This is a genomic window from Treponema socranskii subsp. socranskii VPI DR56BR1116 = ATCC 35536 (genome assembly GCF_000468115.1).
GTDB lineage: Bacteria > Spirochaetota > Spirochaetia > Treponematales > Treponemataceae > Treponema_D > Treponema_D socranskii.
The window spans coordinates 18,564-39,365 of the sequence record NZ_AVQI01000028.1 but is presented as its reverse complement, the minus strand read 5'-3'; the positions used below and the strand labels follow the sequence as shown (position 1 = coordinate 39,365).

The 20,802-nt window shown below is 47.5% G+C and carries 21 protein-coding genes; all 21 read left to right on the top strand.

The genetic code is table 11. The features are described from left to right. The first annotated feature begins 65 nt into the window (after positions 1-65). The 21 genes from dapA to HMPREF0860_RS04300 all read left to right on the top strand — a co-directional run bounded on the left by dapA (position 66) and on the right by HMPREF0860_RS04300 (position 20,793). Positions 66-971, top strand: a complete 906-nt coding sequence (gene dapA / locus HMPREF0860_RS04400) for a 4-hydroxy-tetrahydrodipicolinate synthase (RefSeq protein ID WP_021330612.1) — start codon at positions 66-68, stop codon at positions 969-971. Positions 972-1,059: 88 nt separating this feature from the next. Next, positions 1,060-2,160, top strand: coding sequence for an aspartate-semialdehyde dehydrogenase (asd, locus tag HMPREF0860_RS04395; RefSeq protein ID WP_038081264.1), 1,101 nt, complete (start codon positions 1,060-1,062; stop codon positions 2,158-2,160). A 53-nt stretch (positions 2,161-2,213) separates the two neighbouring features. After that, on the top strand, positions 2,214-2,417 hold the full coding sequence (locus HMPREF0860_RS04390) for a helix-turn-helix transcriptional regulator (protein ID WP_021330730.1): 204 nt from the start codon (positions 2,214-2,216) through the stop codon (positions 2,415-2,417). Positions 2,418-2,767: 350 nt separating this feature from the next. Next, entirely contained in the window at positions 2,768-3,652 is an 885-nt protein-coding gene (garR, locus tag HMPREF0860_RS04380; protein WP_021330821.1) for a 2-hydroxy-3-oxopropionate reductase, read from the top strand. Positions 3,653-3,680: 28 nt separating this feature from the next. Beyond that, on the top strand, positions 3,681-4,181 hold the full coding sequence (locus HMPREF0860_RS04375; protein ID WP_021330640.1) for a tripartite tricarboxylate transporter TctB family protein: 501 nt from the start codon (positions 3,681-3,683) through the stop codon (positions 4,179-4,181). Positions 4,182-4,194: 13 nt separating this feature from the next. After that, positions 4,195-5,676 (top strand): tripartite tricarboxylate transporter permease, encoded by a 1,482-nt coding sequence (locus HMPREF0860_RS04370; RefSeq protein ID WP_021330728.1) that lies wholly within the window; start codon positions 4,195-4,197, stop codon positions 5,674-5,676. Positions 5,677-5,719: 43 nt separating this feature from the next. Next, the gene (locus HMPREF0860_RS04365) at positions 5,720-6,712 is read left to right on the top strand and encodes a tripartite tricarboxylate transporter substrate binding protein (RefSeq protein WP_021330643.1); all 993 of its coding nucleotides are present in this window, start codon (positions 5,720-5,722) and stop codon (positions 6,710-6,712) included. 43 nt (positions 6,713-6,755) lie between these two features. After that, positions 6,756-7,661 (top strand): dihydrodipicolinate synthase family protein, encoded by a 906-nt coding sequence (locus HMPREF0860_RS04360; RefSeq protein ID WP_021330717.1) that lies wholly within the window; start codon positions 6,756-6,758, stop codon positions 7,659-7,661. Between the two features lie 4 nt (positions 7,662-7,665). After that, positions 7,666-8,370, top strand: coding sequence for an RraA family protein (locus HMPREF0860_RS04355; protein ID WP_021330823.1), 705 nt, complete (start codon positions 7,666-7,668; stop codon positions 8,368-8,370). Positions 8,371-8,388: 18 nt separating this feature from the next. Next, a complete protein-coding gene (locus HMPREF0860_RS04350; protein ID WP_021330627.1) occupies positions 8,389-9,441 on the top strand; it encodes a GntP family permease in 1,053 nt (350 codons plus the stop codon). A 12-nt stretch (positions 9,442-9,453) separates the two neighbouring features. Continuing rightward, a complete protein-coding gene (locus HMPREF0860_RS04345; RefSeq protein ID WP_021330695.1) occupies positions 9,454-9,696 on the top strand; it encodes a hypothetical protein in 243 nt (80 codons plus the stop codon). Positions 9,697-9,729: 33 nt separating this feature from the next. Beyond that, complete coding sequence (locus tag HMPREF0860_RS04340; RefSeq protein ID WP_021330691.1) at positions 9,730-10,869, top strand: amidohydrolase family protein; 1,140 nt, start codon at positions 9,730-9,732, stop codon at positions 10,867-10,869. Positions 10,870-10,900: 31 nt separating this feature from the next. Next, positions 10,901-11,851, top strand: coding sequence for a hydroxyacid dehydrogenase (locus HMPREF0860_RS04335; protein ID WP_021330619.1), 951 nt, complete (start codon positions 10,901-10,903; stop codon positions 11,849-11,851). A gap of 51 nt (positions 11,852-11,902) precedes the next feature. Continuing rightward, positions 11,903-13,414, top strand: coding sequence for a CoA-acylating methylmalonate-semialdehyde dehydrogenase (locus tag HMPREF0860_RS04330; RefSeq protein WP_021330812.1), 1,512 nt, complete (start codon positions 11,903-11,905; stop codon positions 13,412-13,414). 54 nt (positions 13,415-13,468) lie between these two features. Next, positions 13,469-14,425 (top strand): NAD(P)-dependent oxidoreductase, encoded by a 957-nt coding sequence (locus HMPREF0860_RS04325; RefSeq protein WP_021330792.1) that lies wholly within the window; start codon positions 13,469-13,471, stop codon positions 14,423-14,425. Positions 14,426-14,443: 18 nt separating this feature from the next. Then, complete coding sequence (locus tag HMPREF0860_RS04320) at positions 14,444-15,856, top strand: GntP family permease (protein ID WP_021495531.1); 1,413 nt, start codon at positions 14,444-14,446, stop codon at positions 15,854-15,856. Between the two features lie 118 nt (positions 15,857-15,974). Further along, positions 15,975-16,769 (top strand): HpcH/HpaI aldolase family protein, encoded by a 795-nt coding sequence (locus HMPREF0860_RS04315; RefSeq protein ID WP_021330837.1) that lies wholly within the window; start codon positions 15,975-15,977, stop codon positions 16,767-16,769. A 76-nt stretch (positions 16,770-16,845) separates the two neighbouring features. Next, positions 16,846-17,805, top strand: a complete 960-nt coding sequence (locus tag HMPREF0860_RS04310; protein WP_021330652.1) for a D-2-hydroxyacid dehydrogenase — start codon at positions 16,846-16,848, stop codon at positions 17,803-17,805. 47 nt (positions 17,806-17,852) lie between these two features. Continuing rightward, positions 17,853-17,975 carry a hypothetical protein gene (locus HMPREF0860_RS14225; RefSeq protein WP_269208043.1) on the top strand — a complete coding sequence of 41 codons (123 nt, stop codon included), beginning with the start codon at positions 17,853-17,855 and terminating at the stop codon, positions 17,973-17,975. Positions 17,976-18,029: 54 nt separating this feature from the next. Then, complete coding sequence (locus HMPREF0860_RS04305; protein WP_021495539.1) at positions 18,030-18,815, top strand: IclR family transcriptional regulator; 786 nt, start codon at positions 18,030-18,032, stop codon at positions 18,813-18,815. A 55-nt stretch (positions 18,816-18,870) separates the two neighbouring features. Next, entirely contained in the window at positions 18,871-20,793 is a 1,923-nt protein-coding gene (locus HMPREF0860_RS04300) for a DNA topoisomerase IV subunit A (RefSeq protein WP_021495538.1), read from the top strand. Positions 20,794-20,802 lie beyond the last annotated feature (9 nt).

Below are 20,802 nucleotides of genomic sequence, written 5' to 3'. Positions count from 1 at the left end.
TGCGCATTGCTCAAAACGCATAAACGTGCGATAATGCGTTCATCATTCGAAAATGCGAGGCGATTATGATACGGTTACGCGGTGCATTTACGGCGATGATTACGCCGATAAAGGAAGACGGTTCGATCGATTATGACGGATATCGAAAGCTGCTCCGTTTTCAAATGGAAGAGAGCATCGACGGACTCGTGCCGCTCGGTACGACGGGCGAAACGCCGACGCTCGATGAAGACGAAGAACAGCGTATCATCGATGTCGTAATGGAAGAAGTGCGTGCGTTCGAAAAAGAGAAGAGCGTCAAAGTACCCGTCGTCCTCGGCGCGGGCAGCAACAATACGCGCGATGCCGTCCGCTATACGGAGCGCGCAAAAAAAGCGGGTGCCGATGCCGCTCTCGTCGTAACTCCTTATTACAATAAGCCTTCATCCGAAGGCATCTTCCGGCACTTTGAAGCGGTTTCTCGCGTAGGCATTCCGATCCTCGTGTACAATATCGCCGGCCGCACCGGAAAAAACATCGATACGCCGACGCTTTCGCGCATCGCGGATTTGCCGAATATCGCGGGCGTCAAAGAAGCGAGCGGCAGCATTTCTCAGATGACGGACGTTATCGACACGATTAAATCGAAGCATCCCGACTTTGCCGTACTGAGCGGGGATGATGCGATGACGCTTCCGCTCATCGCATGCGGCGGCGACGGCGTCGTATCGGTCGTTTCGAATGCGGCGCCTGCTCTCGTTTCGGAAATGGTAAGAGCTGCTCTTTCCGGCGATTATGAAGCGGCGCGGAAAATTCATTATCGCTTGCTGCCGTTTTTCAAAGCGGCCTTTGTCGACGGAAATCCCACGTCGATAAAATATGCGATGCGTGTCAAAGGTTTGCCTTCGGGGAGCGTGCGTTTGCCGCTCGTCGATGTGCACGACGAGGCGAAAAAGATTATCGAAGAAGCGCTTTCGGCGTGCGGATTATAACGCACGGATTGCATCGTGCGGATTGTAAGGCGTGCGTTGCGCTCCGCCGAACTTACATTTGACGAATAAAATTATTAAGGAAATTGTTATGGAAAAGATACCGGTAGGCGTGCTCGGTGCAACGGGCATGGTCGGTCAGCGCTATATCGCGCTGCTTGAAAATCATCCGTGGTTTGAAGTGAGCTATGTTGCGGCAAGTCCGCGCTCTGCGGGCAAATCGTACGAAGAAGCGGTCGCAAACCGCTGGCTCATCGGAGCGGATATCCCTTCGGGCGTTGCAAAGCTTACCGTCGAGGATGCGAACGACGCGCCGCGTGCGCTCGGCAAATGCGCGTTCGTGTTCAGCGCGCTTGAAATGAGCAAAGACGAAATCAAAGCGCTCGAAGCGCGCTATGCGGCGGAGGGCATTCCCGTTGTTTCAAACGCGAGCGCAAACCGCTGGACGAGCGACGTACCCATGCTCGTACCGGAGATCAACTGGGCGCACCTCGACGTGATCGCGTTTCAAAAACGGCATTACGGCTGGGACAAGGGCTTTATCGTCGTAAAGCCGAACTGTTCGCTGCAAACCTATATGATGCCGATCCACGCCCTCATTCAGGCGGGCTATCCGATCAAGCGCATGATCGTGACGACGCTGCAGGCGACCAGCGGGGCGGGCTACCCCGGCGTGCCGTCCTTCGATATGATCGACAATATCGTGCCGTTTATCGGAGGCGAAGAAGAAAAAACCGAGCGCGAATGCTTGAAGATACTCGGTTCGGTCAAAGACGGCGAAATCGTCAATGCGGCAGGTCCTGCCGTATCGTCGACGTGTACGCGCGTTCCCGTCGTCGACGGACACACCGCCTGCGTAAACCTCGATTTCGATGTACCGCAGGAGAAAAAACCTTCGATCGAAGAGATCGCGCGCGTGTGGAAGAGCTATCGCTCGCTTCCGCAGGAATTGCAGCTGCCGTCCGCGCCCGTTCATCCGATCGTGCTTCGCTCCGAAGAAAACCGCCCGCAGCCGAGGCGCGACCGCGAAACCGAAGGAGGCATGGCCTGCGTTATCGGACGGCTCCGACCGTGCAACGTGTTCGACGTAAAATTCGTTTCGCTGAGTCACAATACGAAACGCGGTGCCGCGCTCGGCGGTATTTTGAACGCGGAACTCTTGAAGGCTAAAGGCTTTTTCGACGCGCTGTAAGGGCGGAAAGCGGTTGCGGATTTTGGATATCATTATTACGTAATGGAATTGATATGCCTGAAATAGTAAAACCGTTTTACAATCCTGGTCCCGGAGACATCATTAAAGACGCGATGAAAGAACTCGGCTGGAATCGGGAAGACCTGGCCGAGATTCTCGGCATTTCGCTTAAAAGTGTAAATCTTATTTTAAACAATCGGCAGCGTATTACGCCCGAAATTAAAGATATGATCCCCGCCGATCTCATAATGGGATGATATCGAAGAAAAAGTAATAGAATTGTAATCCTCGTTTTAATCAGCACTTTCTTACATATCCTCATGCATACGAAGCGAGTTTCGGTTTTTCCGCATCGTGTACGCAAGCGAAAATTCGGTGAAATAGAGCAGTAATATTTCAAAAATATGCATTTTTTTATCAAAATGTATGTAAATATCATATAAAAATAAATTTAATTTATATAAACAGTGATATTTATGTAATTTTTTATAAATCATATTGACAAAAATATAATAGTATTATATATTTTTTTGTGTTAAATATACAAAACGATTACGATTTTTTATTTGATAAACTGTTTTTTAGAATGCCGCGATAGGAGAAGACGATGAAAATAGGATTTATCGGACTCGGTATTATGGGCAAACCGATGAGCAAAAACCTTATCAAAGCAGGACATGAACTCGTCGTATGCGATTTCAATAAAGACGCAGTCGCCGAACTTGTAGGCTGCGGGGCAAAGGCTGCGGAAAACGGAGCTGCCGTTGCGAAAGAATGCAGCGTCATTATCACGATGGTACCGAATTCTCCGCACGTGCGCGCGGCCGTTTTCGACAAGGGCGGCATCGCGGAAACGGTGAAAAAAGGCTCGATCCTCATCGATATGAGCTCTATCGATCCCGTTGAAAGCCGCAAAATCGGAGCCGATCTTGCAAAGCTCGGTGTCGATATGCTCGACGCTCCCGTTTCGGGAGGCGAACCGAAGGCGATAGACGGCACGCTGTCGGTTATGGTCGGTGGAAAAAAAGAGCTGTTCGATACCTACTTCGACGTGCTCAAAGCGATGGCGGGCTCGGTCGTATATGTCGGAGAGCTCGGTGCGGGAAACGTCGCAAAGCTCGCAAATCAAATCGTCGTCGCCTGCAATATCGCCTCTCTCGCGGAAGCGCTGATGTTTTCGCGCAAAGCCGGCGTCGACCCCGAACTCGTGTTCCAAGCGATAAAGGGCGGTCTTGCGGGTTCTACCGTTATGAACGCAAAAGCGCCGATGATGCTCGCGCACGATTACAAGCCCGGTTTCAGAATCGAACTCCATATCAAAGATTTGACGAACGCGCTCAACGCTGCGCATGCGGTGACTTCTCCTGTTCCGCTTACCGCCGAAGTTATGGAAATGATGCAGGCGCTGAAAGCCGACGGCTTTGAAAAAGACGATCACAGTGCGCTTGCAAAATACTATGAAAAGATAACGAACGTAAAGATAGGAAAATGATTTTGACAGACAAATGTAAGGCAAAAAAATGAATACATATATAAAACGACATAAAGATACCGTCATAGCGATTTTTATGATTATCTTTGCGGCTTTTTATTATTATTTGTCACATCGCATCAATATTCTGGAAGATAAATTTATCAATTCCACTTTTTTCCCGCGGCTTTTGGCTTGCTTATTGGTTTGTCTGAGCATAGTTTTAATAATTAAAGATTTTACCGAAAAAGATACCAAAGACGGGGACGACGTCGTTCGGAAAGCGATCAATAAAAGCGGAAGAATCCGTATAATCTTAACCTTTGTACTGTTGATTGCCTATGTCGTATTGATGAATGTTTTGGGTTTCCCGCTTATGACGGTATGTTATATTTTCGCTCAAACACTCGTTTTGACGCCAAAGGAAAAATACAGCATACAACGCATAGGCCTCTTTTTATGTATTTCGGTTTTATCCACTGCAATAATCTATATTGTTTTTACCCGATGTTTTACTTTGGTTTTGCCGAGCGGCATTATTAATCTTTAGGAGGTTGCGTGCGATGCTCCTTTCAGGTCTTTCCGTAATTTTTAATAACCCGCTCAGTTTGATTTGGGTCTTTATAGGCGTTATCGTCGGGATAATATTCGGCGCGATTCCGGGCCTTTCCGCGACTATGGCGATAGCGATTTTTTTGCCGATCACCTACAGCCTGACGACAACCGAGGGCATGGGTACGATGATGGGTTTGTATATCGGCGGTATATCGGGCGGTTTGATTTCGGCGATTTTGCTTAATATACCGGGAACCCCTTCTTCCGTTGCGACCTGTTTCGACGGAAGGCCGCTTGCGCTTAAGGGGCAAGCCGATAAGGCTTTGGGCGTGGGCATTTTATTTTCATTCGTCGGTACGTTGATAGGTATCGTCGCTCTTATTTTTATATCGCCGGTATTGGCTTCATTGGCGATCAAATTCGGTCCTCAAGAGTATTTTGCCGTTGCTCTTTTTTCGGTCGTACTCATCGTCGTTCTGTCGTCTGAAAATATGATTAAGGGTTTGATGACGGGCGTTTTGGGTTTGATATTGTCGACGGTCGGCATGGATCCCGTAGTCGGTATGCCGCGTTTTACGTTGGGCACAATAACGCTGAAATCCGGTTTTAATATTTTGACGGTATTGGTGGGCTTGTATGCGATTTCCGAAGTATTGAATACTTGTACGGACAGCACGCTGCAGCAGCCGCTCGATATTCCAAAAGTCAAAATGAGAGGTTTCGGTATCACGATGACCGAGTTTATCCGGCAGCTGGGTAATGCGTTCCGATCGGCGATGATCGGCTTGGGGATAGGAATCCTGCCCGGTATAGGCGGCGGAACTTCAAATTTGATCGCATATACGGTAGCGAAATCGCAATCCAAAACCCCCGAAAAATTCGGCAAAGGAGAGATAAGCGGTCTCGTGGCGTCGGAAACGGCAAATAACGCAACGATAGGCGGCGCTATGATTCCTCTGTTGACTTTGGGGATACCGGGAGATACTACGACGGCGATGGTTTTAGGCGGATTGATGATACACGGCATTATACCCGGGCCGCTTATCTTTGAAACCCATGGCAATCTAATGTACGCGATCTTTATTTTTATGCTGATCGCGAGCTTTTTGATGCTCATCGTCGAAACCTTGGGAATACGAGCTTTTGTAAAAGTTTTAACGGTTCCCAAAAATATACTGATGCCGCTGATCGTCGTGCTCTGCGTTATCGGCGCATTCGGTACGAACAACAGAATTTTCGATGTCGGTGCGATTATCTTTTTCGGAATCATAGGATATTTTTTAAATAAACTCGATTTCCCGCTGCCGCCGCTGGTTTTGGGATTTATTTTAGGCGGAACGCTTGAGATGAATTTGAGGCGAGGGCTTTCCATGACCAATGATCGATTCCTTCCGTTTTTATTGCGCCCTATCTCCGGAATATTTATACTTTTAACATTTTTATTTTTGGTATTTTCCATATACAAGCAAATAAAGAGGTCTAATAAATAGGACATCACACGTTACATAAATATTTTACAGTCAGGAGGACAAAATGAAAAACAGAGTATTCTTTTTATTCGCGGTATTTTTTTTGATCACGATAGTATTCGGAGCTTGCTCCAAAAAGTCGGAAGCGGCCGGCAAACTCGACTGGCCGAAAAAATCCATACAGCTTGTATGCGGAATGTCTGCCGGCGGGGACTCCGATTTCAACGCGCGCACATTGGCAAAATACTTAAAAGATGAAATAGGAGTCGTTGTCGTCGTTACGAACATCACCGGTGCCGGAGGTTCGATCGCAACGGAAGACGTCGTAAATTCTCCGAATGACGGATATAAATTTTACATGAATCACGTTCCGCTGCATACGGCAAAAGCGTTCGGCATTACGGAAAAAGGTTGGCCGGATTTGGATCCCGTGTGCGCGTTCGGACAGGGAACGGGAGAATTCGTTACCGTCCGTTCCGATTTTCCTGCAAACGATGTTCAAGGCATGATTGAAGAGACAAAAAAGAATCCCGGAAAATATCGTTTCGGCGTCAATCCCGGTGCGACGTCGAATTATATGGCGGTCGTCTTTGAAAAAGCGGGTGCCAAATTTAATCTTGTCTCATCGGGTTCCGCTTCCGACCGCGTTGTCGCGCTGAAGGGAAATCACTTGGATATCATTTTGGCAGGTATGCCGAATATTGCGGACTATATCAAAACCGGCGAATTTAAAGTGCTTGGAAATTGCGCGTCGGAACGGCATCCGACATTGGCTGAATACCCGACCGTAAAAGAGCAGGGGGTAAACGGCGAATTCGATCCGGTTTACGTGCTGTATGCGGTAAAAGGGACGGATCCCAGAATAATCGAAAAGATGAGCAAAGCATGTGAAAACATCGTTACAAAAAACAAAGAATATGAAGATCAAATTCGGAACGCATATTCGCAAGTGCCGCTGTATAAAGATACGAAGGATACGATCGAATTCCTGAAAAATCAGGAAAAGATTTATATGGATATAAGCGACGAACTGAAGGCATCGTATAAGAAAAAATAACGATTTACGTATCGAATCGTAATGTCGCAATGAGGAGCAAAAAATGACAACCGATTACATCAAGGGGATTATTCCGCCGATATTAACGCCGATCGATGAAAATGAAAGAATCGACGAAAAAAAATTACGAAAGCAGGTCGATTTTGTTATCGAAGGCGGCGTTTCGGGCATTTTGGCTTTCGGGAGCAACGGGGAATTTTATGTAATCGAAGAGGATGAGCAGTACAGGGGATTGGAGATTATCCTCGATCAAGCTAAAAAACGGGTGCCCGTATATTTCGGTATCGGAGCTATCGGTACGAAAAAATGTATTGCACTGGCACAAAAAGCGCTTTCGCTCGGAGCTCGGGCGGTTTCCGTTTTGCAGCCGATGTTTTTAAAACCGAATGAAAAAGAATTGTTAAATCATTTTTCTTCCATTGCGGATGCGATCAAAGGAAAGGACATGCTGCTTTACAACAATCCCGGTCGTGTCGGTTACGGTATGACGGCGGATTTGGTTGTAAAACTGATCGAGCGCTGTGACAATATCGTCGGAATTAAGGATTCAAGCGGCGATATGACGCTTACAAGCGAATTGATACGGCGGACGCTGCATACTCCTTTTAAAGTGCTCGGCGGAAAGGATACGTTGATATACGGAACCCTCGTGCACGGGGGACACGGCGCCGTTGCGACAATGGCAAATATATTTCCGGAACTCGTTTGCAGTATTTACCGTTCCTATGAGCAGGGAGATATACGGCAATCCTTGGAGTTCCAGCGTGCATTAAATCCCTTGCGCCTTTTGTTGGACAAAGCGAGTTTCCCCGTCGGAACGAAAGATTATGCGAATTTGAACGGGCAGGACGTAGGGCTTCCCTATCTGCCCAGTTTGCCTTCGGACGAATCGGTGCTGAACCTTATGCGGGAACAGATGAAAATTGCAGGTCTTTTACCCGGGAGATAAAACGATGGAAAAACTGTTAAAAGAATTGGAAGCGTACGATACGCCGAGCATCACCAATGCCGTTGCGACTTACCCGCAGAAAACGGACAGCTGTTTGGGGCTGTATCACCCGTGGAACGGTCATTGGTATACGGACGAAACGTTGAAATGTATGTTTCCCGATCTGGGGCCGAGGACCGGAGTTGCCGTGACCGTAGTGTACGGTATGCCGGATTCTTCCTATAACCGTTTAACGTTTAAAGATGTATTGGCCGCATTAAGCAAAGTAAAAGAGCCTGTCATTTTGGCGATAAAACAAAATTTTCCGCCCGAAATAAAAAAAATCAACGGCTTATTGGGCGGAAATATGATGACGGCTTTTAAATCGATGGGAGTAGTTGGTGTGTTGAGCGACGGACCTTCTCGCGACGTCGATGAAATACGCCCTATGAATATCCAATACATGCTTACCGGAGTAACTGCGGGGCACGGACCCTTTGCAATCGAAGCGATCAATGTTCCCGTCGATATCTGCGGTATGTATGTGGCACCGAACGATATCATTCACATGGATGAAAACGGTGCGGTTAAATTTCCGTCGGAAGCAATCGAACAGGTTTTAGCCAACGTAAAAAAAATAAGCGAAGTGGAAAAAAAACGTCAAAAGATGATGAGAGAGACGACTAATGCTCTAAAGATCGCTGAGATTATGAAAGGCATATACGATTAACTGCAGAGGATGTTTTCTATGTTGGGCGCTATTGGGATTATTTTAGCGGTTGTACTTGTCGTTTGGATGATTTTTAAAGGCTGGCATATGACGATCGTCGCCGTTGTTTCGTCGCTGGTCGTTATCGTAACCAGCCGGATGAATGTGTGGGACGCCTTTTCCGTAAGTTTTGCAAATTCTTTTAAAAATTTTGCGGGTTCATGGATGTTGATGTTCGTCTTGGGTGCGATTTTCGGGAAAATAATGCAGGACAGCCGGGCATCGCTTACCATCGCAAATGCCGTCGTAAAAAAAATCGGCAAACAAAACGTCATATTGGCTATTTTGATTACGACGCTCATATTGTCGTACGGCGGCATCGGTGTTTTCGTTATTGCGTTTACGATGTATCCCATCTGTATCGCCATGTTTAAAGAAGCCGATCTGCCGAAAGAGATCTTCCCCGGTTTATTGCTGGCTCTGCCTGCGACCGTCGGCATGTCCGTCGGCCCCGGCGTCCCGTCCGTTCAAAATCTTATACCGACGGAAACGTTCGGAACGACGATTTATGCGGCTCCGATCATGGCGACGATATGTTCCGTTTTTATCTTTGCGATGGATTTCCTTTTTTATACGTATGTGGCAAAGCGTTGCCGTGCAAAAGGAATGCATTTTCAGCCGGGTACCAATGATTTATTTACGGAAGAAAAAAACGTCGATCAACCGAAAACGTGGGCGGCATTTTTACCCCTCATCGTTTTGCTCGGTTCTATTTTTATCATTCAATCGCTGTGTCCTGCGTGGAAAGCGACTTTTGTCGCCGTTATCGGCATGACGCTGGCTATTTTAGTCGCCGTCGCATTGTTCTATAAGCGATTTAATGTCAACAACGTTATCGGTGCCGGTTGTGCGAACGGGCTGTCCGCGCTGATGATAACTTCTTCGATTATGGGATTCGGCGGCGTCGTTCAAGCGGCTCCGGCATTTAAAACAACCGTCGATTGGCTGCTGGCTTTACCGTTGAGTCCGCTTTTACTGGCGTTTATCTCTATCAATGTCATCTGCGCTATTACGGGATCGTCTTCCGGATGATTGCGGATATTTATGGAAACGCTCGGTCAGCATTTTTTAAATACCGGAATCAATCCCGCCGTTTTGCATCGTATGACGGCGATCGCTTCTGCGGGACTCGACGCGATGCCGCACGCTTCAGGCGTCGTGTTGGCAAACAGCGTTGCAAATACGGAAATGGTAAATACCTATAAATACACGTTTGTATCGCAGTGTCTTATACCGCTTTTTGCTTTCGGCGTAGCGTATATTCTGTATTTGCTGGGTATCGTTTGATCGTAGCTCTACAAAAAGAGAGGATCGCGTAGTATGAAAAGACAGCTTTTGATAAAAAACGGAACGGTTGTCGATCCGGTGACGAAAGCGCTTACAAAACGGGATGTCTTGCTTGAAAACGGAATTATAATCGACGTGTCCGAAAAGGACGATTCCATCGTCAAAGAAATCGACGCAAGCGGGCATTTCGTTTCACCGGGTTGGGTGGATTTTCACTGTCATATTTTCTACGGCGGATCGGGCTTGGCGATCAATCCCGATGTATTGGTATCTACCGGCGTCACGTCTGCCGTCGATGCGGGAACTGCGGGTTGTGCGAATTTCAGAATTTTCAACGACGGTATCATACGGGCGAGTTCTCTCGATATTAAATGCTATCTCAACGTTTACGGCGCAGGGCAAATCGATGACAATATCACTGAAATTTTCAACAAGCGGTTTTATAAAGTTGAAGAGATACGGCGTCTGTTTCGGGAATTCCCCGACACGCTTTTGGGATTGAAAATTCGTTTCAGCAAGGGGATTGCCGATACGCTCGAGGATCTTAAAGATGTCGTGAATATTGCGAAGGATATCGAAACGAACGTTTGCGTTCACACGACCGATCCGCCGTGCGACATGGCGGAAATCGCAGACACTTTGCGGAAGGATGACGTTTTTTGCCATTGCTATCACGGACGGGGCAACACTATTTTGGCGGATGACGGGAAAGTAAAGTCCTCGATGTTCGATGCAAAAAAGCGAGGCGTCATATTCGATTCGTGTAACGGTATGGGAAATTTTTCGATCAATGTGTGCCGCTCCGCGTTGGAACAGAATTTTTATCCCGATATTATCAGTTCCGATTTGACTGCAGACAAGGTTAATTTTTCTCCGTACGCGAAAAGCTTGCCGTTTGTTATGTCGAAATATCTGTCATTGGGTATGCCCTTAGCGGATATAATCCATGCCGTAACGACGGCTCCCGTTCGTTTAATGAAAATGGGCAGGAAAATAGGTTTGCTGCAAAGCGGTATGCAGGCCGACGTTACGATATTCAAAATAGAAGAGCGCAAGCACGTTCATTTGGATTTTGCACAAGTCCCGTATGAGGCGAATAAGCTCATCGTGCCGGTTATGACGATAAAAAACGGTTTTATCGATTTTTGCAGCGCCGATTTTGCGCTGTACTGAATAAATTGTAAAAAAATGAAAAGGAGTGATTATGTATAAGATTTTAATTCCGCAGGATATCCATCCGAAAGCGAAAGAGTTTCTTTCTCAAAAAGGCTATGAGCTTCAAGTCGGTCCCGCTTTTGATGAAGAAACGTTATTACGGGAGATTCCGACGGCCGACGCTTTGATCGCGAGGACGGCTGTATATTCGGAAAAGGTGATACGGGCAGGCACGAAGCTGAAAATCATAGCTCGGCACGGAGTCGGCGTGGATAATCTGCCTTTGGAACAGGCAAAAAAGCAGGGATTGTGGGTTACGATTGCAAAGGGCGCTAACGTTACATCGGTCGCCGAGCATACGATCGCGCTTATCCTCGGCGCGGCGAAGATGCTCTCGACGTTCGACAGCGAAATCCGCAGCGGTAATTTTGCGATCAGAAATAAAGTACACGGTGTGGAAATTTCCGGCAAAAAATTGGGGCTCATCGGAATGGGAGCGATCGGAAGTAAGGTTGCGGAAATAGCCGCGCACGGTTTCGGTATGGAAATCCTTGCGTACGATATTTATAAGCCGAAGACGCTTCCTGATTTTGTTTCGTGGCAAAACTCTCTTGCGGATGTTTTTAAAGCTGCGGATATCATTACGGTACATGTTCCGCTTACACCCGAAACCGATAATTTAATAAATAAAAATTCTATCGACACAATGAAAGACGGTGTCATTATCGTTAATTGTGCGAGAGGCGGAATCGTCAACGAATCGGATCTTGCCGCCGCTTTAAAGAGCGGCAAAGTCAAGTCGGCGGCGTTGGACGTATTCGGAAAGGAACCGCCTGAAGCCGACAATCCGTTATTGAAATTATCGAATGTCATTTTGACGCCGCACAATGCCGCGCTGACGGATGAAGCGGGAGAAGCTATGGCAATGTCGTGTGCGATTGCCGTCGATGACGTTTTGAGCGGGCGCTCCCCGAAATTCCCGATTGTGCAACCGAATTGATTTTGTGGAAGAGCATACAATATAGGAGAGGATATCAATAAGGGAGCTTTTATGGAAAACGTAAAAATCGTTAAACCTTTTATCAACGGACACTTCGTAGAGTCGAAGACGAGTACATATATCGAACAATATAATCCGAGTACGGGAGAAGTTATTTCTCGGATTCCGCAGTGTACGAAAGACGAAGTGACGGCTGCCGTAGCCGCCGCACATGCTGCCTATAAAGATTGGTCGGCAACGCCCGTTTTAAAACGCACGCAAATCTTGTACAGACTTCGTGAATTGATTATTCAAAATATGGAAGAACTGACGCATTTGGTGGCGTTTGAAAACGGAAAAAATTGGTTTGAAGCGGAAGGCGATGTGTTAAAAGCGAAAGAAGGAACCGAGCAGGCTATCGCTTCTCCTTCTTTGATGATGGGTGAAAGCCTTATGGATACATCGTCGGGCTTTGATACGGTATCGTATCGACATCCTTTGGGCGTTTTTGCAGGAATTGCTCCTTTTAATTTTCCCTCGATGATACCTATGGGATGGATGACTCCGATCTGCATAGCGTGCGGCAATACGATTGTTATAAAAGCGTCCTCCGTTACTCCGTTAAGCGCGCTCCGCTTTGCCGAATTGTACAAAGAAGCGGGATTACCCGACGGTGTGCTCAATATTGTTACGTGTTCGAGGAATGAAGCGGAGATATTATTGACCGATTCCAGAATCAAAGGGGTTTCGTTTGTCGGTACGACCGATGTCGGAAAACATATTTATTCCGTTGCGGCGCAGGCGGGGAAACGTGTGCAAGTTCAGGGAGAAGCGAAAAACCACGCTTTGATTATGGATGACGTACCGGTAAAAAGAACCGCGGCCGCTATTATCAATGCGGCGTACGGCTGCGCCGGCGAACGCTGCATGGCGCTTCCGGTCGTTGTCGTACACGATGCCGTAGCGGACGCGTTGGTTTTCGAACTCGTATCTTTAGCCAAAAAATTAAAGGTCGGGCCGGCATACGATAAAACGACCGATATGGGGCCGGTCATAAGCGCTAAGCATCGTCAATCCGTTATCGACTGGATAGATAGGGGTATTAAAGAGGGCGCTACGCTTGTCCTCGACGGCAGGGATTGCAAACCGGACGGATTTGAAAACGGATTCTATCTGGGACCGACGATTTTGGATAATGTTTCGAACGATATGACTGTGGGGCAGTCCGAAATCTTCGGGCCGGTATTGTGCATAAAACGAGTCCGTTCGTTTGAAGAGGGACTGGCGGCGATGAATAAAAACAGGTTTGCCAACGGATCGGCTATTTTTACGCAAAACGGATATTATGCGCGGGAATTCGCCCGGCATACGGACGGCGGGATGGTCGGTATCAACGTTGCAATTCCCGTTCCCGTCGGTATGTTTCCCTTTTCGGGACATAAAGATTCTTTTATCGGCGACCTGCATTGTCTCGGAAAAGACGGCTATAAATTCTTTACGGAAACGAAAACCGTTACATCGAGGTGGTTTGCCGAATCGGAACATGGTACGACAAAGGTTTCAACATGGGACGGGACGATTTAATCGTCGAATTTCGTATATGTCAGTAAAACGACGGATTTTTACAGGAGGTGTAAAATGAAAATCTTAACGACAGCTCCAATTCCCAAAGAGGCATATTCAAAATATGCGAAAGACTTCGATATGACAGTACCTGAAAAGGCATTGTCATATGAAGAAGTGGCGGCAAGCGTAGCTCAGTACGACGCGCTCTTCGTGCTGGGGAACAAAGCCGACAAAGCGTTAATCGATAAAGGAACGAAGCTCAAGGCGATAGCGAATTTCGGCGTCGGCTATGACAATATCGATTGGCAGTATGCAAGCACCAAGGGGATCGCCGTCGTAAATACGCCGAACGCCGTAACCGATGCGACGGCGGAATTGACGGCGGTTTTGATTTTCGACGTTATGCGCGGCGTTTCCAGATACGATAAGCAAGTGCGCAGGGGAGAATGGTACGCTCCGTTATTTCCGAGTCACAATACGGCGATCAGCGGGAGTACGCTCGGAATATTGGGCTTCGGCAGAATCGGAAAGGCCGTATGCAAAAAAGCGCAGGGAATGGGCATGTCGGTTATCTACTACGATACATATCGGGCAAAGGCGGAAGATGAAAAAGAATACGGCGTGACGTATATGGAATTTGACGAAGTATTGAAAAATGCGGATTGTGTGACGCTGCATATGCCTTACCTTCCCGAAAATCGTCACCTTATCAACATGGAAAAGCTTAAGCTTATGAAAAAGACGGCATATCTCGTCAATGCCGCACGGGGGCCGATCGTCGATGAAAAAGCGCTGTGCGAAGCCGTCCATGAAGGGGTGATCGCGGGAGCGGGTCTCGACGTGTATGAAAACGAACCGCATCCTTACGAAGGGTTGTACAAAGAGGAAAATGTCGTACTCACGCCTCATGTCGCCAGCGGGACGATGAAAGCTCGCCTCTGGATGGTTGATCAGGCTTTGAGCGGAATCGCAGGCGTACTGAAGGGGGAAAAACCCGATAACGTTATCAACAAAGGAGTTTTGAAATAATGTAGAAGGAGGACAGTAATGGTAGCGCACTTTTTGTCGGTTATTTTAATAGCCGTCGCACTGCTGGTATTTTTGATTGTAAAATTAAAAGTACATCCGACGATTGCTCTTTTTATATCCGGTATGTTTACGGGTTTGGGATTGGGATACGATCTGAGCACTACTATGAATTCGTTTACCCAGGGTTTCGGTTCGACACTCGGCGGAATCGGGTTGACGATAATCTTCGGCTCCATCATCGCGCAGGGCATCAGAGATACCAATTCCTTAAAATCCATGGTCAACTTTTTTATTAAATTATTCAGAGGAAAATTTCTGGAGCTTTCAACGGCATTGGCGGCATATATCATGTCGATTCCCGTATTCGGAGATATCACCCTTGTACTTACCGCTCCTATTGCATCAACGATCGCAAAGCGCAATCATAAGTCGATGTCGACAATGGCAGGATTTACGGGGCTGTGCGGTTCATGGACCCATTCCATGGTTCCTCCGACGCCCGGAATCCTTGCGGTGGCGGTTTTGCTTTCCGCGGATTTGGGTATGGTCATCTTGTGGGGGATCGTCATTTCATTTATCGCATTTATGCTGACCTGGCTGTTGACGAAAGGCGTCATAGCCAAAGAGTGGATCGAACCGCGTGCCGACTATATTGCCGGCGTCGAAGAAGTCGATTCCAAAAATTACAGCGACCTGTTGATAAAAGATGCGAATCTTCCGCCGGTATTGCTTGCCGCGGCTCCCATTTTGGTGCCCGTTATATTGATTACCCTCGCTTCTTTTGCCGGTATGACGATGGCGGAAGGGATGGCTGCAAGAGATGTGCTTCAGACGATCGGTAACAGGAATATTGCGATGTTTATCGGAGTCGTCATAGCCGTCCTTGTCGGATTCAAATACGGCGGCACCGTAAAAGAAAATTACGCGCATTACACGGGAAAAAAGGAAGAGAAAGTTTTTGCTATCATGGCTAACGGTTGGGTAAGCGATGCATTGACCGTAGCTTTGGTTCCGCTCCTCGTAACGGCCATGGGCGGCGGTTTCAGCCAGGTTATCAAATCGTATAAGGGTATACCCGAACTGGGAAATGCGATTTCCGGCATCGGCTTTCCGAGCTTTATCCTTCCGTTTATGATCGGAGCGATAATGATGATCGCAGTAGGCTCAAGGACAACCGCGGGTATGACGGCGGCCGCAATATGTCTGCCTATGATGTCGACATTGGGCTTGAGCCCTGTTGCGGTTGCCGTTTTAATCGGGGCGGGTACGATGATCGGATCGCACGTAAGCGATTCGGGTTTTTGGGTTGAAACTTCGCTGTTTAATTTAACGACGAACCAGGGGCTCAAATATATAACCGTTCTCGGTTCCGTCTGCGGACTTATCGCATTTATATTTGCCGCACTGTTCATTGCGATGGGCCTGTTTTGAAAAAATGCGATAAAATATTGAACGGCCGGAGAGGGATTGACGCAAAACTTTTTCGGCCGGTTTAACATTGTACCGGCGATTTTACATTGCATAAAAATACGTTTCATGGAGGTATGATATGAAAAATAATCGATTGAGAGATGCTATTCGTGCCGGAGGGCGTACACTCGGAACGCGTATGTCTACGACGTGGCCGTTTTTTATCGAACTGGTCGGTAACAGCGGCAATTTCGATTATGTCGAGTACGTTGCCGAGTATTCGCCGTTTTCGCAATACGATTTGGAAAATATGGCGCGGGCGGCGGAGCTTTCGAATATGGGAACGATGATTAAAGTCGATTTCCAAAATTCGGCGTATATTGCGCAAAAGGCCGCGGCTTCGGGTTTTCAAGCGATTTTATTTACCGATGTGCACAATGCCGATGAAGTTCGTGCCGCCGTCAAAACCATGAAAGCGGATTCGACGGTATCGGGAGGCCGCTTCGGATACCCGAACCGACGCTTTATCGGTTATCAACCGTTTTTAAAGCAGATGGAACACGCAGAACGGGTAAATGATATCGTGCTGGCTTTTATGATCGAAAAAAGCGAAGCGATGGATAATATCGAAGAGATTTGTTCGGTAAAAGGAGTCGATATGGTACAGTTCGGCCCCTCGGATTTTTCCATGAGCAACGGACACAACGCAGCGGATTTTAAAGAAGAGTGCAAAAAGGCCGAACGGAAAATGATTGAAACTGCGCTGAAGCACGGCGTCCGTCCGCGATGCGAAATATACGGTAAAATCGAAGACGTACAGTATTACCTCGATTTGGGAGTAAAAGATATCTGTTTCGGAGATCAAATAAAAGTGTATGATACTTTCATCAATCAGCAAGGCGCCGCGATGAAAGAATTTTTGTCGAAGAAATAATTATTAATTATTGCAGGGGCCTTTAGAAACCGAAGTTTTTAGAGGCTCCCCATACTGCGTGATTTTGAGGAAAAAAATGGAAAAAATTGTCGTATTGGACGGATATACCGAAAACCCCGGAGATCTGTCGTGGGATGCATTGGGACAGCTCGGAGCTTTAACCGTTTACGACCGTACTCCGCCCGATAAAATCGTCGAACGCATCGGGGATGCCGCCTATGTGTATACGAATAAAACTCCGCTTACGAGAGAAACGATCGATGCGTGCCCGAAGCTGAAATTTATCGGCGTGCTTGCAACCGGTTATAACGTTATCGATATTCAAGCCGCGAAAGAAAAGCGTATCGTCGTCGCAAATATTCCTACATACGGAACGCAGGCGGTTTCGCAGTTTGTATTTGCGCTGCTGTTGGAAATCTGCCACCATGCGGCGCATCACTCCGCTGCCGTACATGAGGGACGCTGGGCGTCCAATGCGGATTGGTGTTTTTGGGATTATTCGCTGATCGAACTTGCCGGCAAAACACTGGGGGTGATCGGTTTCGGTCGTATCGGACAGAGTACGGCAAAGATCGCACGCGCTTTCGGAATGAACGTTATAGCCTATGACGAATATCAAAACGATGAAGGCAAAAAACTCGCTTCGTACGTTCCTCTTGAAAAGCTCTATGAGCAATCGGACGTCATCTCTTTACATGTTCCGTTATTTCCTTCGACGGAAGGGATGATAAATCGAAACAGTATTGAGAAAATGAAACGAAGCGTCATTATCATCAACACGTCCCGAGGTCCTCTGGTAAACGAAAGCGATATGGCGGATGCGCTTAATAACGATAGAATTTATTATTATGCAACGGATGTCGTTGCGACCGAACCTATAATGCCGACGAATCCGCTGTTGAAAGCGAAAAATTGCATTATCACGCCGCATATCGCATGGGCGCCGAAAGAATCGCGTCAGCGCTTAATGGATATCGCAGTCGATAATTTAAAGCAATTTCAAAAGGGGAAAGCCGTTAATATCGTAAACGCTTAATAAAAAGTCGTTCGTGGGCTTTACATAGTTTTACCTCGTATTTTGAAATGCCGTTCATGATCCGTGCGCGAAAGTCCGCCGTCGATCGACAAGGCAAGGGCGGCGGATACGCATCGGATTCGGCGGGATTACCGGTGTTTTACGTGTTGTCTTATGAAATCGATGTCTAAAATCGCCGTATCGGTATTTCATTTTATCTGCAATAACAGTATACTCCGCATAATATGATGAGCGATAAGGATGAAAAGTACAATGTAAAAATAGTTTCTCGAAGCCTTGCGATCTTCGACATGGCGGCCGGACAGGAAGATCCGTTTACGGTGCAGGATGTCATGAAAGCGCTGCAGATAAACGTCAATATGGCCTACCGTCTGCTTACGACGATGACGTCGGCCGGTTATTTGATAAAAAACGAAACGGCGGGGACATATACGGTTTCACTTAAAGTGTTAAAGCTGTTTAACCGTGCGCTTTCTTCGATCGATATACGGAAGTTCGCGCTTCCGTATATGGAAATGCTTGCGCATCGTTTTCCCGAAGCGAATATCAATTTGGCGGTTTTATACGACGGTGAAATAGTGCAAACCGACAGGATCGACGGGCAAGTTATCATTAAAACGTATTTTACTCCGGGAAAAAAAGTTCCGTTTAACGCTTCCGCTTTGGGTAAAGTGCTCGTTTCCGAATTGTATCCCGAAGAGCTTGAGAGGATCATCGACAAAAGCGGCGGGCTGAAAGAGTTTACCGTTCACACGATTACCGATTATGCGGTTTTGCAGCGGGAACTGCAGAAGATACGCGAACAGGGATATGCGATCGACCGCGAAGAGCTTATTTTAAACGATAACTGCAATGCCGCACCGATCCGCGATTCGAGCGGAAAGATCGTCGCAGCGGTGAGCATGAGCGCGTTTGAAAATTATATTACAAAAGAGCAGATGGATGCGAATATCTATATGATTTGCGAAACCGCTCGTCAGATTTCTTCGTGTTTGGGATATATGGCATAACTTGCCGTATCGTGTTGCAAGACAGAAGTCCGCATTTGCTGTATACTGAAACGGTATGGCATACGTAAAAAATCTTTTCGACAGCAATTTTATCCAATATGCAAGCTACGTTATCCGAGACCGTGCGATCCCCGAACTCGTCGACGGACTGAAGCCGGTACAGCGGAGAATCCTCCATACGCTCCTCGAAGCGGACGACGGCAAATTTCACAAAGTCGCAAACGTCGTCGGTCAGTGCATGAAATATCACCCGCACGGGGATGCATCCATTTATTCGGCGCTCGTCGTTCTTGCCAATAAGGATTTGCTCGTCGATCGGCAGGGAAACTTCGGAAACCTCTACACCGGAGACTCGGCTTCCGCGGCGCGTTATATCGAATGCCGTCTGCGCCCCATTGCGCGCGATATCCTCTACAATCCGAAGATCACCGATTACGTTCCGAGCTACGACGGGCGCAATAAAGAGCCCGTTATGTTCCGCGCAAAGCTGCCTCTCGTACTGATTTTGGGCGCGGAAGGGATCGCCGTCGGCATGAGTACGAAAATCCTTCCTCACAATATCCGCGAAGTCATCGAAGCCGAAAAAAAATGTCTGCGCGGCGAAAAGTTTACGCTCTATCCCGACTTTCAAACGGGCGGTCTCATCGACGTGTCGGACTATCAGGACGGCTTGGGCAAAATCGTTACGAGAGCGAAGATGGATTTAAGCGACGAAAAAAAGATTACGATCACCGAGCTGCCCTTCGGTTCGACGACAGAGTCGCTCATGGACTCGATCGAAAAAGCCGCAAAAAACAATAAAGTGCGCATCGCTTCGATCAACGATTACACGGCCGAAAGCGTCAACATCGAAATAAAGCTTCCGCGCGGCGTGTATGCCGCCGATATCGTCGATGCGCTTTACGCGTATACCGAATGCGAACAGACGATATACTGCAATCTGCTCGTTATCCGCGACAATATGCCGATGCAGATTACCGTAACCGACGTTATTAAATTTCACGCAAAGCAGCTCGTCGGCGTACTGAAAGACGAACTCACCGTCGAGCGTGCCGAACAATTCGAAAAGCTGCATTTGCGGACGCTCGAGCGCATCTTTATCGAAGAGCGCATCTATAAAAATATCGAACAGATGAAAACCCAAGAGGCCGTCGTAGATGCGGTAAAAAAAGGTTTTGTGCCGTTTAAAAAAGAACTTCTGCGTCCCATAACCGACGACGATGTCGATCACTTGTTGAAGATTCCGATCCGCCGCATTTCGCTTTACGATATCAACAAAAACCGCCAGGAAGTGGAAGCTGCGAAAAATCGCATCAAAGAAATCGACAAGCTTTTAAAGCATCTTGCCGCTTATGCGATAAGCCGGCTCGACGGCTTGCTTGCAAAGCTCGACGCGGAAAAGACGCAGCGCCTTACGACGATCGCCGACATCGAAAAAGTCGACGTCAAAGAAATCGTCAAGCGCGACATCCCGCTCAAATACGACGGTACGTCGGGCTATCTCGGAACGGGTGTTTCGGGCGGCGTCGAAGTGCTTAAAATTACGCCCTACGACCGGGTACTCTTTGTCAGACGGAGCGGCATATTCAGCGTAACCGATTCTCCGCAAAAAGTTTTCGTCGGGCCGGGCATGTTTTGGTGCGGGCTTGCGGACAAAGAAAGTCTTGCAAAAGTGCTCTTTACGGTCATCTACCGCGACCCCGAAACGAAATACGTTTTTGTTAAACGATGCCGCGTCGAAGGCTATATCATGAACCGCGATTATTTTTTTGCGCCCGACGGCAAAGAAGTGCTCCATGTCGATACGCGGAAAAATTTTACGTTTACGCTGCACTATGCGAAAAAAGCGCGGGTTAAAAAACTCGATGAAAGCTTCAAAGCGTCCGCCTTCCCTGAAAAAGGGTTAAAAGCACAGGGGACGCGCGCAGCTTCGAAAGAAGTCGAATCTGTCGACGTCGAGCCTCCGAAAGAAGCCTGAGCGGAGAAA